The following is a 14,887-nucleotide window of genomic DNA, read 5'->3' on the forward strand; positions in this document are numbered from 1 at the left end:
GGCGCGTTCAGCGGCGGGGGTTTGCTCGGGCGGGCGCGCTCAGCGGCCGGGGTGCGCTCGATCCAGGCGCGCGCCAAGCGGTGAGGTGCGCTCCGGATCGGGCGTGGGACGGCGCGCGCAAGGCCGGTGCGGGCGGCCGCGGGCGTGAGCGGCCGGCGGTCGGGTGCGTTTGACCCAGGCCGGCGCGCAAAGGTCGGTGCGGCGGCGCCGGGCGCGAGCGGCCGGCGGTCAGGTGCGCTTGGCCCAGGCCAGCGCGGGTGCGACCAGCGGCTCGGTCGCTTCGGCCAGCGGCGTCGGCAGGGCGTCCGGCGTGAACCAGCCCAGCGCGCTCGACTCGGCGCTCACCTTCTCGACGGCGCCAGGTGGGGCGATCGCTGCATACCGGACGTCGTAGTGCAGCGACGAGCCACCCGAGCACTGGACGTGGTGGACGTCCAGTCCGATCGGGGCCTCGCTGAGGCGCAGGCCGGCGATGCCCGACTCCTCGGTCGCCTCGCGCAGGGCGGCGTCGGCCACGGAGCGGTCGCCGGGCTCGCAGTGGCCCCCGAGCTGCACCCAGCTCCTGATGCGGCCGTGCAGGCAGAGCAGGACCCGCTCGGCTGCGGCGTCGACGACCAGCGTGCTCGCCGTGACGTGGCCGCCGGGGTGCTCGCGCCATACCGTGGTGGCGTCGGAGCGGACGAATCCCAGGAATCGCTGCCGGGTGGACTCGGCCTCGGCCGTCGGCGCCGCCCAGCTCGTCAGCACCGCGAGTGCGTCATCGTGCAGGGTCATAGTGACGGCAGGCTACCGCGCCCGATGGCGAGCACGCCGAGTGGCACGCCGCCTTCGGGGACGTCGCCCGCCAGCCGCGGATCGCCCGGCGCGTCGAGCCAGACGGTCGCAAGGCCCTCAGCAGCCAGAACGGCCCGCAGTCGCTGCACCTCCATGCCGGCCCGGACGGCGCCGGCGAGGTCGCCGGCCGGCGCCCAGGCGACGACCGCCACCGCCGTGTGGTCCGGAACGATCACGCTCCGTGTCTGCGGGAACGGCAGCTCGGGCAGGTGCACCGGCCCCGGGTGGAACGCCGGCGCGTCGCCGACCTCGGCCGCCTGCCGCAGCCCGCGCGCGACCGCCTCGGCGGTGCCGAGCGAGAACAGGTCGGCGTCCGCCCCGCGGATCAGCTCGGCGGCGCCCGCCCCGTGCCCCTGGGCGCGGATCGGCAGCCCCCGGACCACCGCCACCGGCACCTGCGTGACCTTGCCCTTCACCAGGTCGGCCGCGGCCGCCAGCTCGTCGACGACGGCCATCTGGGTGAGCTGCAGCTCGTTGCCATACGCATCGAGGCGGCCCCGGTAGTCCGTCAGCGCGTCGATGCCGGCCGCGCCGATCGCCACGTCGGTGAGGCCCAGCCGCCACGGTCGGCCCATCGTGTCGGTGACCACGACCGCCACGTCGACCCCGAACCGCTCCCGGAACTCGTCCCGCAACCACCGCGCCGACGCGTCCGGATCCTTGGGCAGCAGGACCAGCCGCGCCGGGTCGACGTTGGACGCGTCGATGCCCGCGGCCGCCAGCACGAACCCGTGGTGCGTCTGCACGATCCGCGTCGCCCCGCGCCGCGCGACCACCCGCGAGGTCTCGGCCCGCAGCACCGCCTCGCGGGCCGCCTCCCGCGCCGGCTCGTCGAGCGGGATCTCGACCAGCTGGCCCTCGGCCTTGCTGACCACCTTGCTGGTGACCAGGAGGACGTCCCCCGACACGATCCAGGGCGCCGCCGCCCGGATCAGCCCGGCCAGGTCGTCGCCGGGCCGCACGTCCCCGATCCCGGTGACGGGCAGCACCTCGAGCCCACCGGAAGCGGTCACCGGCTCGGGCGTCGCGGCCGCGCCGTCCGCGGCGGCGGGGCTCACGCCACACCGGCCAGGGTCAGGGCCTCGCGCACCATGGCGGCGGTGGTGGCCTCGTCGGTCATCCAGAGCGGGACGGCGCGCACCTCGACGCCGGGGACGGCCGCGCCCGCGTCGGTCGAGTCGACCAGCCAGCCGTCGAGGACGCCGCCCGCCGAGCGGGCGCCGAGCAGGGCGCCGACGCCGGCCGCGGTGCACTCCACGCCCATGACGGCCAGGCATTTGTCGGCCATGCCGCGCACCGGGGCCGTGCCGATGATGGGGGAGAGGCCGACCACCGGGGCCCGGCCGGTGGCCACCGCCTCGCGGAGGGCGGGGACGGCAAGGACCGGGGCGATGCTGACGACCGGGTTGCTCGGCGCCAGCAGCACCACGTCCGCGGCCGCCAGCGCGTCGAGCACGCCCGCCGCCGGCTTGGCGGTCTCGGCGCCCACGAACACGAAGCGCTGGGTCGGCAGCTCCGCACGGTAGCGGATCCACCACTCCTGGAAGTGGATCGCGCGGGTCGCGCCGTCGAGCTCGGCCACGGCGTGGGTCTCGACGCGGTCGTCGCTCGCGGGCAGGACGCGGATGCCCGGCTGCCAGCGTGCGTTCAGCGCCTCGGTGACGGCGGACAGCGGATAGCCGGCGTCGAGCATGCGGGTGCGGACCAGGTGGGTCGCGATGTCCTTGTCGCCGAGGCCGAACCAGGTGGGCTCGGCGCCGTAGGCCGCCAGCTCCTCCTTGACCGTCCAGGACTCGCCGGCGCGGCCCCAGCCACGCTCGGGATCGGCGCCGCCGCCCAGCGTATACATCACGCTGTCGAGGTCGGGGCAGATGCGCAGGCCGTGCAGCGTGACGTCGTCGCCGACGTTGACGACCGCCGTGACCTCGGCGCCAAGCTCCCGGGCCACCGCCCGGACACCGAGAAGAAAACGTGCGCCGCCGATGCCGCCGGCCAGAACCACGATCCGCATGCCGTCAATCCTGCCCCACCTGTACGACACTTTCCCCTGGGTCGCCCGGGTGTTCCTGCGCACGCGAGATTCGGTCGCAGGGACTAGGCTGCTGGCGACCTGTTGCGTTCCATGCGTGTCATTTCGGGAGAGCCAGTGAGCACCCAGCCACCCGACCCGACGTCGACCGGGGGGTTCGCGCCCCAGCCGGGCGCCACGCCGTATGCGGCGCAGCCCCAGGCCCAGCCGGCCCAGCCCGCCCAAGCCCAGCCGGCCTACGCCCAGGCCCAGCCGGCGCAGGCCCAGCCGGCCTACGCGCACGTCCAGCCGGCGCAGGCCCAGCAGGCATACGGCCACGCCCAGCCGGGCCAGCAGCCGACGTCGGCCCAGCCGGCCTACGGCCAGGCGCAGCCCGGCCAGCCGCAGGTCCAGCCTCAGCCGACGATGACCGCGGCTGGCGAGCCGAAGCCGGCCCGCCAGTTCACCGCGCCCTACCGTGAGCTCGCCGCCCTGGTGCTGCTCGGCGTCGGCGCGCTGTTCCTGCTGGTCGGGCTCATCCGGCTGCTGACCTCGTTCACGCAGGACTTCCTGCTCAACGCGGGCGGCTCGTTCGGCACCTTCGTGTCGCTGGAGACCGTGGCCCTGCCGATCATCGCGGTGCTGCTCGCCACGCACATCGAGCCGGCCGTCTCGCGGGCGCGCGTCGTCGTGCTGGGTGCCCTGATCGAGTATGCGGTGTCGGCCCTGTTCGGCGTCGTGCTGATCCTGGCCAGCCTCATCGGCGACCTGCAGACCGACGGCGTGTCGTTCGGCTTCGTGCTGGCCAGCTTCCTGGGCCGGCTGGGGATGATGGGCCTGCTCGGCCTCGCGCTGTTCCTGGTCATCCGGATCTACCTGGGCGCCTACGCGCCCGCGAAGCCGGTCCAGTACGCATATCCGTACGGCCAGCCCGGCTACCCCTACGGCCAGCAGACCGGCGCCTTCCAGCAGCCCGGCTACGCGGCCGCGCAGACGACCGTCGTCCCGCAGGCGTACCAGCCGCAGCCGGGCCAGGCGGGTTACCCGCAGCAGCAGACGGCGACCGGTGGCTGGGCCAACCCCGCGACCGCCTACCCGGCGCAGCAGGCCCAGCCGACGTCGACCGGCGCGCCGGCCTTCAGCGCGCCGATCTCGGGCGTCCCGGCGCCCGCGCAGCCCACGTCGACGGGCGCCCCGGCGTATACGGCGCCGGCGGCCACCGCGCCGAGCTTCGGCGCCCCGCCGGCCCCCGCGCCGCAGGCCGGGGCCGAGCCAAGCTCGGCGCCCCCGCTGAGCTCGCCGTTCGCGTCGTACACGGCGCCCGCGACGAGCGCCGACGAGCCGGTGTCCGCGTCGCCGGCCGACACCGCCCCGTCGACCCCGCCGCACGGCTTCGCCGCCGCCGGCTGGCCGGGCGGCACCTCCACGCACCCGGCGCCGGCGGAGGCCGCCGAGGGCGAGGCCGCCTCGCCGTTCGGCAAGACGGGCGCCTTCCCGGAGACCGGGCCCAAGGCCGGCGAGCCGACCGCCGCTGTCGCAGCGACCGAGGCCGGTCCCGATGCCGCTGCGGCGTTCAACCCGCAGCCCGCGGCCGGCCCCGACGCGACCGCGGCGTTCAGCCCGCAGGCGGCGCAGCCCGCGGCCGATCCCGATGCCACCGCGGCGTTCAACCCGCAGCCCGCGGCCGGCCCCGACGCGACCGCGGCGTTCAGCCCGCAGGCGGCGCAGCCCGCGGCCGATCCCGATGCCACCGCGGCGTTCAACCCGCAGCCCGAGGCCGGCCCCGACGCGACCGCGGCGTTCAGCCCGCAGGCGGCGCAGCCCGCGGCCGATCCCGACGCGACCGCGGCGTTCAGCCCGCAGGCGGCGCAGCCCGCGGCCGATCCCGACGCGACCGCGGCGTTCAACCCGCAGCAGGCCCAGCCCGCGGCCGACCCCGACGCCACCGCCAAGTTCGAGGCCCCGGCCCAGGCCGCACCGAGGCCGGCCGAGGACGGCGACGACACCCAGCGCACCCAGGTCATCCCGCCGCGCGACTGAGACGGCCGGCCGGTTTGCCGCCGGGTGGGGGAGCCCGCCCGGCGGCAACAGGGAGTAAGTCACATCCGAGGTGCGCGTTGATCCGTCCGGCGGCGGCATACGCTGCAAGGCGTGACGTCTCCAGCCAGTAGTACCGAGGGCAACGCGATGCGGCGGGCCCTGCGCCGAGCGGCCGACGGTCGCCCGCTCGACGTGACCGAGGCGGCCGTCCTGCTCACCGCCCGCGGCCAGGCGCTCGACGACCTGCTGGCGATCGCCGGCCAGGTGCGCGACGCGGGCCTGGCCGACGCGGGACGCCCGGGTGTGGTGACCTACTCCAGGAAGGTCTTCATCCCGCTCACCCGCCTGTGCCGGGACCGCTGCCACTACTGCACGTTCGCGACGGTGCCGCACCGGCTGCCGAGCGAGTACCTGGAGATCGACGAGGTCCTGGAGATCGCCCGCGAGGGCGCCAAGCAGGGCTGCAAGGAAGCCCTCTTCACCCTCGGCGACCGCCCCGAGGAGCGCTGGCCCCAGGCCAAGCGCTGGCTCGACGAGCGTGGCTACGACTCCACCCTCGACTACCTGCGGGCCTGCGCGGTGGCGGTGCTGGAGGAGACCGGCCTGCTGCCCCACCTCAACCCGGGCGTGCTGTCCTGGGCCGAGCTGCAGCGGCTCAAGCCGGTCGCGCCGAGCATGGGCATGATGCTGGAGACGACCGCGACCCGCCTGTGGTCCGAGCCCGGCGGCCCGCACTACGGCTCGCCGGACAAGGAGCCCGCCGTCCGCCTGCGGGTGCTGGACGACGCCGGCCGGGTCGGCGTGCCGTTCACGACCGGCATCCTCATCGGCATCGGCGAGACGCTCGACGAACGGGCGGAGTCGCTGTTCGCGATCCGCCGGACGATGCGGGAGTACGGCCACGTCCAGGAGGTCATCGTCCAGAACTTCCGCGCCAAGCCGGACACGGCGATGCGCGGGATGCCCGACGCGGAGCTCCAGGACCTGGCGGCGACGATCGCGGTCGCCCGGCTGGTGCTCGGCCCGAAGGCGCGGATCCAGGCGCCGCCGAACCTCATCGACCAGGAGTACAACCTCCTCCTCCGCGCCGGCATCGACGACTGGGGCGGCGTCTCGCCGGTCACGCCCGACCACGTCAACCCGGAGCGTCCGTGGCCGGCCATCGACGAGCTCGCCCGGCGCAGCGCCGAGGCCGGCTTCACGCTGAAGGAGCGGCTCACGATCTACCCGGAGTACGCCCGGCGTGGCGTCCCGTGGATCGACGCCCGGCTGGCCGGCCACGTGGCCGCCCTCATGGACCCGGAGACGGGCCTGGCGGACGAGGAGCGGATGCCGCAGGGCCTGCCGTGGCAGGAGCCCGACGGCGGCTACGCCGACAGCGGCCGCACCGACCTGCACACGGCGATCGACACCGAGGGCCGCGCGGAGGACCGCCGCGGCGACTTCGACACGGTGTACGGCGACTGGCAGGAGGTCGCGAAACGCGTCTCGACGACGAAGGGGGAGCGCCTCGACCGCGACGTCCACAGTGGACTGAAGCGGGCCGAGGAGGACCCCGGCAGCCTCCTGGAGCGGCAGCACGAGCAGGAGGCGCTCGCGCTGTTCAATGTGGACGGTCCCGGCCTGGAGGCGCTGACCCGGATCGCCGACGACCTGCGCCGCCAGGCGGTCGGCGACGACATCACCTACGTCGTCAACCGGAACATCAACTTCTCCAACGTCTGCTACGTCGGCTGCCGGTTCTGCGCGTTCGCCCAGCGGGAGCGCGATGCCGACGCCTACCGCCTGTCCTACGAGCAGGTGGCCGACCGCGCCGAGGAGGCCTGGCAGGCCGGCGCGACCGAGGTCTGCATGCAGGGCGGCATCGACCCGAAGCTGCCCGTCACCGCCTACGCCGACCTGGTCCGCGCGGTGAAGGCCCGGGTCCCCGGCATGCACGTGCACGCGTTCAGCCCGATGGAGGTGGTGACCGCCGCGTCGAAGGCCGGCGTGCCGATCCGCGACTGGCTGGCGCAGCTCAAGGAGGCCGGGCTCGACACGATCCCCGGCACCGCCGCCGAGATCCTCGACGACGAGGTCCGCTGGGTGCTCACCAAGGGCAAGCTGCCCACGTCGGCCTGGGTCGAGGTGGTGACCACGGCGCACGAGCTGGGCATCCGGTCGAGCTCGACGATGATGTACGGCCACGTCGACCACCCCGGCCACTGGCTCGGCCACTTCCGGGTGCTCGCCGGCATCCAGGACCGCACCGGCGGCTTCACCGAGTTCGTGGCGCTCCCGTTCGTGCACCACAGCGCGCCCATCTACCTCGCCGGCATCGCGCGGCCGGGCCCGACGTGGCGGGACAACCGGGCCGTGCACGCGATGGCCCGCATCCTGCTGCACGGCCGGATCGACAACATCCAGTGCTCCTGGGTGAAACTGGGCGACGAGGGCACCGTGGCGATGCTCCAGGGCGGCGCCAACGACCTCGGCGGCACGCTCATGGAGGAGACCATCTCCCGGATGGCCGGCTCCGAGCACGGCTCGGCCCGCACCACCGCCGAGCTGGAGGCGATCGGCACCGCGGCCGGCCGCCCGGTCCGCCGCCGCACGACCGTCTACGACAAGGTGGAGGCCTAAAGCGTCGTCGGCACCATCGCGATCGCCGCGACGATCCCGCCCAGCAGGAGCAGCATCAGCAGCCGCCGCCCGGGGATCAGCAGCGCGAGCAGGAGCGCACCACCCGCGATCCGCAGCGGGTGGGTGCGCACCTGCACGACCGGCCAGCCGACGTTCGGCAGCACCAGCCGCACCGGCCCGACGAGCTCGGCGCGCTCGACCGCGGCCGGGTCGGGCTGCGCGCCGGCGTCGGCCTTGAGCGTCAGCCGGCCGTCGGCGGCCTGGCCCACCACCCGGTGCGTCACCGGGCCCCGCGAGTCGGTGTAGACGACGACCTCGTAGTTGGCGACCGTCTGCGCCCGGGGATCGACGAACACCAGGTCGCCCGCGTGCATGCCGGGCGCCATCGCCTCCGACGTCACCACGTAGGGCCGCCAGCCGAGACCGGCGACGCCCACGGAGAAGAGGACGGTGGACAGGGCCACACCCAGCAGCAGCCGGTGGATCACGGCCGCCCGTTCGGCCGCCGCGGGCCCGGGTTGAGCAAACTTCTGGACCGGTTTCGGCGCGTCCGGCGTGTCGCCCGTTACCTCCGGCGGGGCTGCGTCGGTATGGGTACGGCACGGGGTGCAGGCGATCGCCCAAGCGGGCCTATTTAGCAGGTTCGGCTTGACGACGCACGCATTACACGCGTGTAATTTCACGGGGGATGTTCGCAGGGTGGGCTCCAGTTAGCCACCAAGCGGACATAAGGAACACCGCGCCGAGGTACAGCAACCTTGTAGGACATGCGCCTTCCGCGTGGGGGGTTGCGCCGGCATTGTCGCCGGTGCGCAAGAAGGAGGCACGCTGATGGACGGCCGACCAGTCGTGGCCGACCTGCTGGGTAACGCTCCGGAGTGGCAAGAACGCGCTCTGTGCTCGCAGACCGACCCGGAGGCATTCTTTCCGGAGAAGGGTGGGTCCACGCGCGAGGCCAAGCGCATCTGCTCGCGCTGCGAGGTGCGGGCCGACTGCCTGGAGTACGCGCTGGGGCACGACGAGCGCTTCGGGATTTGGGGCGGGCTCTCCGAGCGGGAGCGCCGGAAGCTCAAACGACGCGCTGCCTAGCAGATCGTGAATGCAAGAAAAGGGCGCCGGCGCTGCCGGCGCCCTTTTCCGTTACGCATCGGGCGGAATCACCCGAAGGTGCCCACGCCGGCCGAGCGGAGGCTGCTGGTCGGCGTCCTCCCGGTCCCGGCGCGGGGCCGGCCGGGCCGCCTCGCGGACCGCCTCGGCGAGCGCGACGAGGTCGTCGTTGGTGGGCGGGGGCGGACCGTACTCGCCCTCGTGGCGGACCAGGTCCCAGCCGCGTGGCGCGGTGAGGCCGCGGGCATGGGACTCGCACAGGTCGTACGAGTGGGGCTCGGCGAACGCGGCCAGCGGGCCGACGACCGCGGTCGATTCGGCATAAACGTACGTCAACGTCGCAACGGGCTGTCGGGGGCAACCGTTGCGCGAGCATCGACGTGGGGTCCTCACGGCCGAACGGTATCGCTCCGCGGGGCTCCGCCCAACCCCGTAGCCTCGCGACACGCCGCAGTGACCCGGGCGACACGCCCGCTCGGGCGATGGGGCCGCGGGCAGTACGCTGGCTATGTGGCGAGCCCAGACCGACGACGCAGCGGACCGGGGCGGCGCGGCCGCGACCGGCATGGCCGGGGGCTGCGCGGCCGGCTCGTGCCCGCGTCCCTGCCGATGTCGCGCACCCGGGCGGAGATGTTCGACGACCTGGTCCTCGACTCGGTCGAGCAGCTGGAGCAGCGGTATGCCCAGGAGCTCGCCGGGGTCGAGTTCGCCGTCGAGGACGTGCCGCCGGAGCTCAACGTCTACGACTCCGACGTGCTGGAGGACGGTGAGGTGCCGCTGGCCCGGCTGCTGCCCGGCCGGCCCGGGCGCCACGGCGTGCCGCCGCGCATCGTGCTGTACCGCCGGCCCCTGGAGTTCCGCGCCGCCGACCACGACGACCTGGCCGACCTGGTCCACGACGTGATCATCGAGCAGGTCGCCAACCTGCTCGGCATGTCACCGGAGGACCTGGAGGGCTGATCAGGCCCCCAGGAGGCGGGCCATCAGCGCGGCCCGCCGCGACGGGCGGCCCGAGCGGGCCTCGGCCGCGTCGGCGCTCGTCATCATCCGCAGGCTCGCGTTCACGCCCAGCCAGCGCAGCGGCTCCGGCTCCCAGCGGGGCGAACGGTGCCCGACCCACGGCAGCGCCGTCAGCTCCGACGACACCCCGCGGACCAGGTCCGCGAGGGTCCGGCCGGCCAGGTTCGAGGTGCCGACCCCGTCGCCGACGTACCCGCCCGCCCAGGCCAGCCCCGTCGCCGGGTCGAGGCCGACGGAGGCCATCCAGTCGCGGGCGATGCCGAGCGGCCCGCCCCAGGCGTGCGCGATCCGGGCGTCCCCGAGCGCCGGGAACAGGTCGAGCAGCACCCGGTGCAGCTCGGCGAAGACCCGCGGCTCCCGGTCGAAGGAGGGCTCGACCGCCGAGCCGAAGTGGTACGGCGCGCCCCGGCCGCCGAACGCCAGCCGGTCGTCGGCCGTCCGCTGGCCGTAGATGATGAGGTGCCGGTGGTCGGAGAACGTCTCGCGGGCGGCCAGGCCGGCCGTCGCCCAGAACGTCTCCGGGAGCGGCTCGGTGGCGACCATGAGCGAGTACACCGGCGCGATCGTCCGGCGCAGCCCCGGCAGCCGGGGCGTGAACCCCTCCGTCGCCCGCACCACGATCGGTGCCCGGACCGTGCCGAAGGGCGTCTCGACCCGGCCGGCGGCGACGGCCGTGGCCGGCGTCCGCTCGTGGATGCGCACCCCGCGGCGCTCGGCGGCGGCCGCCAGCCCGCGCACCAGCTTCGCCGGCTGGATCGCCGCGCAGTGCGGCGTGTAGGTGCCGCCCAGCACGCCGGTCGCGCCGACCCGCTCGGTCGCCTCGGCCGCCGACAGCAGGTCGAGGTGGATCCCGAACCCGGCGGCCTCCTCCGCCTCGTGCCGCGCGCGTTCCAGCTGTACCGCATTGCGCGCCAGCACGACCGTGCCGCCCTTGGCGTAGTCGCAGTCGATGCCCTCCTCGGCGGCGACCCGCCCGACCTCGTCCACAGTGGACTCCATCGCGGCGTTGAGGGCGAGCGCGGCGTCCCGCCCGTAGGCGCGGGCCAGCGCCGCGACGGACTTCGGGAACAGCGCCGAGCACCAGCCGCCGTTGCGGCCGCTGGCGCCGAACCCGGCGGTCTCCGCCTCCAGCACCACGACCCGCAGCGACGGGTCCGCGCGGGCCAGGTAGTAGGCGGTCCACAGTCCGGTGTAACCGGCGCCGACGATCGCCACGTCGGCCTCGGCCGACCCGGCCAGCGCCGCCCGCGGCCCCGCCTCCGGAAGGACCGACATCCAAAAGCTCATGCGTCCTCCGCTTCGCTCCGGCCGGCTGAGTACCCGCTACGCTCCGGACCGCTCACGACGACTCCGTGAGTGCACCGCGCACCAGCTCGAACGGCACTACCCCGGTCGGCGGGTCCCAACCGGAATCCTCCGGCGACGAGTCGGGCGGGCCGGCGCTGACCTTCACCGACCACTCGTCGAGCGGCAGCGACAGCACCAGCGTGGCCGCCAGCTCCTTCGTGGACGGCGGGCGAACCACGTCCCACCGCCCCGGCACGATGCGTTCGCTGATCGCCCGCAGCGCCGGCAGCTTGTCGGGGACCACCGCGCAGCGGCCGAGCACCATCGCCGACCGGTAGTGCATCGACGTCTCGAACGCGCTGCGCGCCAGCACCAGGCCGTCGAGGTGCGTCACCGTGAAGCAGCACGGCACCCCGAGCGCCAGCGTCCGGAAGAGCCGGCTGCCGGTGGAGCCGTGGAACAGCACGGCGTCGCCGGAGCGGCCGTAGGCGACCGGGACCGCGTACGGCTGTCCATCGTGGACGAACGCCACGTGCCCGGCGACGCCGGCGTCGAGCACCTCCCGCAGCACCGCGGGGTCGGTGACCGCCAGCTCGGGCAGCCGGCGGATGCGCGTGCGGCTTACAGGCGCGTCCATGCCTCGGTCAGCACCGCGCGCAGGATCTGCTCGATCTCGGCGAACTGGGTCTCGTCGCAGATCAGCGGCGGGGCCAGCTGGATCACCGGGTCGCCCCGGTCGTCGGCCCGGCAGTACAGGCCGGCGTCGAACAGCGCCTTCGACAGGAAGCCGCGCAGCAGCGCCTCGGACTCGACGTCGTTGAACGTCTCCTTGGTCGCCTTGTCCTTCACCAGCTCGATGCCGAAGAAGTAGCCGTCGCCCCGGACGTCGCCGACGATCGGCAGGTCGTAGAGGCGCTCGAGGTACGACCGGAACAGCGACGAGTTCCTGCGCACGTGCTCGTTGAGGCCCTCACGCTCGAAGATGTCGAGGTTGGCCAGCGCCACCGCCGAGCCGACCGGGTGGCCGCCGTAGGTGATGCCGTGCGCGAACCAGTTCGTGCCGCCGAGGAACGGCTCGGCGAGCTTCTCCGACGCGAGCATCGCGCCGAGCGGCACGTAGCCCGACGTGAGTCCCTTCGCGACGGTGATGATGTCCGGCTGGTACCCGTACCGCTTCGCCCCGAAGTACTCACCCAACCGGCCGAACGCGCAGATCACCTCGTCGGAGACGAGCAGCACGTCGTACCGGTCGCAGATCTCCCGGACCCGCTGGAAGTACCCGGGCGGGGGCGGGAAGCAGCCGCCCGCGTTCTGCACCGGCTCCAGGTAGACGGCGGCGACCGTGTCCGGGCCCTCGAACTCGATGGCCTCGGCGATCCGGTCGGCGGCCCAGACGCCGAACTGCTCCGGCGTCATCGACTCGTCGGGGCGCCGGTAGTAGTTGGTGTTCGGCACCCGGAACGCGCCGGGGACGAGCGGCTCGAAGTCCTGCTTCAGCACCGGGATGCCGGTGATCGACAGGGCGCCCATCGACGTGCCGTGGTAGGCGATCGAGCGGGACAGCACCTTGGTCTTCAGCGGCTTGCCGGTGCGCTTGAAGTACGAGCGGGCGAGCTTCCACGCGCTCTCCACCGCCTCCGAACCGCCGGTGGTGAAGAAGACCCGGTTGAGGTCGCCCGGGGTGAGGTCGGCCAGCCGGTCGGCCAGCTCGATCGCCTTCGGGTGCGCGTACGACCAGAGCGGGAAGTAGGCGAGCTCGGAGGCCTGCTTGGCCGCGGCGTCGGCGAGCTCGTGCCGGCCGTGGCCGGTCTGCACCACGAACAGGCCGGCCAGCCCGTCGAGGTACCGCTTGCCGTTGCTGTCGTAGATGTAGGGCCCGTCGCCCCGCACGATGACCGGCACCGGCGCGTCCCGGTAGGCCGACAGGCGGGTGAAGTGCATCCAGAGGTGGTCGCGAGCAGCGTCGTCGAGCTGCTGGTCGTTCATCGGGTCCCCCACGCATAGGTCTGCTTGGCGAGCTTGAGATAGACGAAGGTCTCCGTGGCGGTCACGCCAGGGATGCTCCGGATCGTGTCGTTGAGAAGGTCGAGGAGGTGCTCGTCGTCAGTGCACACCATCTCGGCGAGCAGGTCGTAGCCCCCGGCGCAAATCACCACGTAGTCGATCTCGGGCACCGCGGCCAGGGACTTCGCGACCGGCCGCAGATCACCCTCGACCTTGATCCCGACCATCACCTGCCGCGCGAAGCCCAGCGTCAGGGGATCGGTGACCGCCACGATCTGCATGACACCGGTGTCGAGCAGCCGCTGCACGCGCTGGCGCACCGCGGCCTCGGAGAGGCCGACGACCTTGGCCAGCGCGGCGTAGGACATCCGGCCGTCACGCTGCAGCTGCTCGATGATGCGCTTGTTGACGTCGTCGAGGACGGGGTCGGTCACATGTGGATTCTTGCCCAAGACCCGGGGGTTGGCAACTAATTCCATGGCTGGTCAACGACAGATCTGCGGAATCGTTAGGGTGCTGAGGGCCGGTTTTCCGTGCCAGACTGGCCGGGCCTGTTTCGGCGAGGTGACAGCCGTAACCCCTCCTTGATCACTCAGCGCTTTTCGTTGTGCGGCTCGATCGTGACAACGGAATCCCTTGTGAGCGATGGCACCTCGTGTCAGGATCAGTCGTCGGTTCACCGCCCCCCAGAAGTGTGCGCCGGCATCGAGATCCATAGGAGTCCCCGTGCCAAACCCCTCCCGCCCGCTCTCCCCAGAAGCGGCCGCGATCCTGAATGCCACCGGACTCTCGCGCCGCACGCTGATGCGCGGCATCCTGGCCGGTGGCGCCTTCATGGCGGCCGGCGGCGCACTCGCGGCCTGTGGCACCGCACCGGCGAAGAAGCCCGACGCCAGCAGCAGCCCCGCGTGCAGCGCGGCCGACGTCTCCGCGACCGAGAAGAAGCTCAACTGGTCCAACTGGCCGCTCTACATCGACGTCGATGAGAACGACGAGAAGAAGCGCCCGTCGATCGACGGCTTCACCGCGAAGACCGGCATCGCCGTCACGTACACCGAGGACATCAACGACAACAACGAGTTCTTCGGCAAGGTCCGCAACCAGCTGCAGGCCTGCCAGTCGATCGACCGTGACGTCATGGTCCTCACCGACTGGATGGCCTCGCGCGTCGTCGGCCTCGGCTGGACCCAGCAGTTCGACCCGGGCAAGACCCCGAACTTCACCAAGAACGTCCTCGCCTCGCTGCGCAACCGGCCGTGGGACAAGGACATGAACCACGCGGCGCCCTGGCAGTCGGGCCTCACCGGCCTGGCCTACAACGCCAAGGTGACCAAGGAGATCCGCACCCTCGACGAGCTGCTGACCCGCCCCGACCTCAAGGGCAAGGTCGCGGTGCTCACCGAGATGCGCGACACCGTCGGCCTCCTGCTGCTGTCGATGGGCAAGGACCCGGCCACCGTCACCGACGCCGACTTCGACGCGGCGATCGAGAAGCTCAAGAAGGCCGTCGACTCCGGCCAGATCCGCAAGTTCACCGGCAACGACTACAAGGAGGACCTCGCCAAGGGCGACCTCGCCGCGTGCGTGGCCTGGTCCGGCGACGTCATCCAGTTGGCCGCCGAGGACGAGAGCATCAAGTTCGTCGCGCCCGAGGAGGGCCTGATCCTCTGGTCGGACAACATGCTGATCCCGGCCACCGCGACCCACAAGGCCAACGTCGAGCAGCTCATCGACTACTACTACGACCCGAAGGTCGCCGCCCAGGTCGCCGCGTCGGTCAACTACATCTGCCCGGTGCAGGGCGCGCAGGAGGCCATGCAGCAGGTCGACCCCGAGCTGGCCGACAACCCGCTCATCTTCCCCGACGCGGAGACGCTCAAGAAGGTCCACTCCTTCAAGGCGCTCACCGAGGCCGAGGACAAGAAGTACGCCGAGAAGTTCGAGTCTGTTTCGGGAGCCTGATAG

14 protein-coding genes are annotated in these 14,887 nt (G+C 73.1%); 5 read left to right on the top strand and 9 right to left on the bottom strand.

Translation table 11 applies throughout. The annotated features are described in order from the left end of the window. Positions 1-228: 228 nt before the first annotated feature. Genes IEZ31_RS19690 through cofD form a run of 3 tightly spaced genes read right to left on the bottom strand, consistent with a single transcriptional unit; the run spans position 229 to position 2,845 of the window. On the bottom strand, positions 229-774 hold the full coding sequence (locus tag IEZ31_RS19690; RefSeq protein WP_190251371.1) for an NUDIX hydrolase: 546 nt from the start codon (positions 772-774) through the stop codon (positions 229-231). Further along, positions 771-1,892, bottom strand: coding sequence for a coenzyme F420-0:L-glutamate ligase (locus IEZ31_RS19695; RefSeq protein ID WP_229835542.1), 1,122 nt, complete (start codon positions 1,890-1,892; stop codon positions 771-773). Before IEZ31_RS19695 ends, IEZ31_RS19690 begins: the two co-directional genes overlap by 4 nt. Continuing rightward, a complete protein-coding gene (gene cofD, locus IEZ31_RS19700; RefSeq protein ID WP_190251372.1) occupies positions 1,889-2,845 on the bottom strand; it encodes a 2-phospho-L-lactate transferase in 957 nt (318 codons plus the stop codon). The genes IEZ31_RS19695 and cofD overlap by 4 nt, the downstream gene beginning before the upstream one ends. 135 nt (positions 2,846-2,980) lie before the next feature. On the opposite strand from cofD, the gene IEZ31_RS19705 reads away from it, so the two are divergent. Next, positions 2,981-4,882: a hypothetical protein gene (locus IEZ31_RS19705; RefSeq protein WP_190251373.1), complete on the top strand. Its 1,902-nt coding sequence runs from the start codon at positions 2,981-2,983 to the stop codon at positions 4,880-4,882. Between the two features lie 147 nt (positions 4,883-5,029). After that, a complete protein-coding gene (locus IEZ31_RS19710) occupies positions 5,030-7,504 on the top strand; it encodes a bifunctional FO biosynthesis protein CofGH (protein ID WP_229835592.1) in 2,475 nt (824 codons plus the stop codon). Here the strand turns inward: IEZ31_RS19710 and IEZ31_RS19715 are convergent. Then, positions 7,501-7,992, bottom strand: coding sequence for a S24/S26 family peptidase (locus IEZ31_RS19715; RefSeq protein ID WP_190251374.1), 492 nt, complete (start codon positions 7,990-7,992; stop codon positions 7,501-7,503). The genes IEZ31_RS19710 and IEZ31_RS19715 overlap by 4 nt on opposite strands. A gap of 343 nt (positions 7,993-8,335) precedes the next feature. On the opposite strand from IEZ31_RS19715, the gene IEZ31_RS19720 reads away from it, so the two are divergent. After that, positions 8,336-8,593: a WhiB family transcriptional regulator gene (locus IEZ31_RS19720; RefSeq protein WP_033364663.1), complete on the top strand. Its 258-nt coding sequence runs from the start codon at positions 8,336-8,338 to the stop codon at positions 8,591-8,593. Positions 8,594-8,644: 51 nt separating this feature from the next. Here the strand turns inward: IEZ31_RS19720 and IEZ31_RS19725 are convergent, their stop codons facing one another. After that, positions 8,645-9,004, bottom strand: a complete 360-nt coding sequence (locus tag IEZ31_RS19725; RefSeq protein WP_190251375.1) for a DUF3499 domain-containing protein — start codon at positions 9,002-9,004, stop codon at positions 8,645-8,647. A 117-nt stretch (positions 9,005-9,121) separates the two neighbouring features. Here IEZ31_RS19725 and IEZ31_RS19730 point away from each other — a divergent pair, with 117 nt between their 5' ends. Further along, the gene (locus IEZ31_RS19730) at positions 9,122-9,571 is read left to right on the top strand and encodes a metallopeptidase family protein (protein WP_190251376.1); all 450 of its coding nucleotides are present in this window, start codon (positions 9,122-9,124) and stop codon (positions 9,569-9,571) included. Here the strand turns inward: IEZ31_RS19730 and IEZ31_RS19735 are convergent, their stop codons facing one another. From IEZ31_RS19735 to IEZ31_RS19750, 4 genes are read right to left on the bottom strand one after another with little or no spacing between them, the layout of a single operon-like run. Then, positions 9,572-10,918, bottom strand: coding sequence for an NAD(P)/FAD-dependent oxidoreductase (locus tag IEZ31_RS19735; protein ID WP_190251377.1), 1,347 nt, complete (start codon positions 10,916-10,918; stop codon positions 9,572-9,574). Between the two features lie 52 nt (positions 10,919-10,970). Next, complete coding sequence (locus IEZ31_RS19740) at positions 10,971-11,555, bottom strand: pyridoxamine 5'-phosphate oxidase family protein (RefSeq protein ID WP_190251378.1); 585 nt, start codon at positions 11,553-11,555, stop codon at positions 10,971-10,973. Further along, complete coding sequence (locus IEZ31_RS19745; RefSeq protein ID WP_190251494.1) at positions 11,540-12,904, bottom strand: aspartate aminotransferase family protein; 1,365 nt, start codon at positions 12,902-12,904, stop codon at positions 11,540-11,542. The genes IEZ31_RS19740 and IEZ31_RS19745 overlap by 16 nt, the downstream gene beginning before the upstream one ends. Further along, positions 12,901-13,401 carry an Lrp/AsnC family transcriptional regulator gene (locus IEZ31_RS19750; protein WP_190251379.1) on the bottom strand — a complete coding sequence of 167 codons (501 nt, stop codon included), beginning with the start codon at positions 13,399-13,401 and terminating at the stop codon, positions 12,901-12,903. Before IEZ31_RS19750 ends, IEZ31_RS19745 begins: the two co-directional genes overlap by 4 nt. 247 nt (positions 13,402-13,648) lie before the next feature. Between IEZ31_RS19750 and IEZ31_RS19755 the strand changes: the two genes are divergently transcribed. Beyond that, entirely contained in the window at positions 13,649-14,884 is a 1,236-nt protein-coding gene (locus IEZ31_RS19755) for a polyamine ABC transporter substrate-binding protein (RefSeq protein WP_229835545.1), read from the top strand. Positions 14,885-14,887 lie beyond the last annotated feature (3 nt).

This window comes from Dactylosporangium sucinum, from assembly GCF_014647515.1.
Classification (GTDB): Bacteria; Actinomycetota; Actinomycetes; order Mycobacteriales; family Micromonosporaceae; genus Dactylosporangium; species Dactylosporangium sucinum.

What these genes read in the sequence shown, in the direction of transcription:
- IEZ31_RS19690 (WP_190251371.1), bottom strand. Translation starts at nt 774, where the DNA reads ATGACCCTGCACGATGACGCACTCGCGGTGCTGACGAGCTGGGCGGCG.
- cofD (WP_190251372.1), bottom strand. Translation starts at nt 2,845, where the DNA reads ATGCGGATCGTGGTTCTGGCCGGCGGCATCGGCGGCGCACGTTTTCTT.
- IEZ31_RS19710 (WP_229835592.1), top strand. Translation starts at nt 5,030, where the DNA reads ATGCGGCGGGCCCTGCGCCGAGCGGCCGACGGTCGCCCGCTCGACGTG.
- IEZ31_RS19720 (WP_033364663.1), top strand. Translation starts at nt 8,336, where the DNA reads ATGGACGGCCGACCAGTCGTGGCCGACCTGCTGGGTAACGCTCCGGAG.
- IEZ31_RS19735 (WP_190251377.1), bottom strand. Translation starts at nt 10,918, where the DNA reads ATGAGCTTTTGGATGTCGGTCCTTCCGGAGGCGGGGCCGCGGGCGGCG.
- IEZ31_RS19740 (WP_190251378.1), bottom strand. Translation starts at nt 11,555, where the DNA reads ATGGACGCGCCTGTAAGCCGCACGCGCATCCGCCGGCTGCCCGAGCTG.
- IEZ31_RS19745 (WP_190251494.1), bottom strand. Translation starts at nt 12,904, where the DNA reads ATGAACGACCAGCAGCTCGACGACGCTGCTCGCGACCACCTCTGGATG.
- IEZ31_RS19750 (WP_190251379.1), bottom strand. Translation starts at nt 13,401, where the DNA reads ATGGAATTAGTTGCCAACCCCCGGGTCTTGGGCAAGAATCCACATGTG.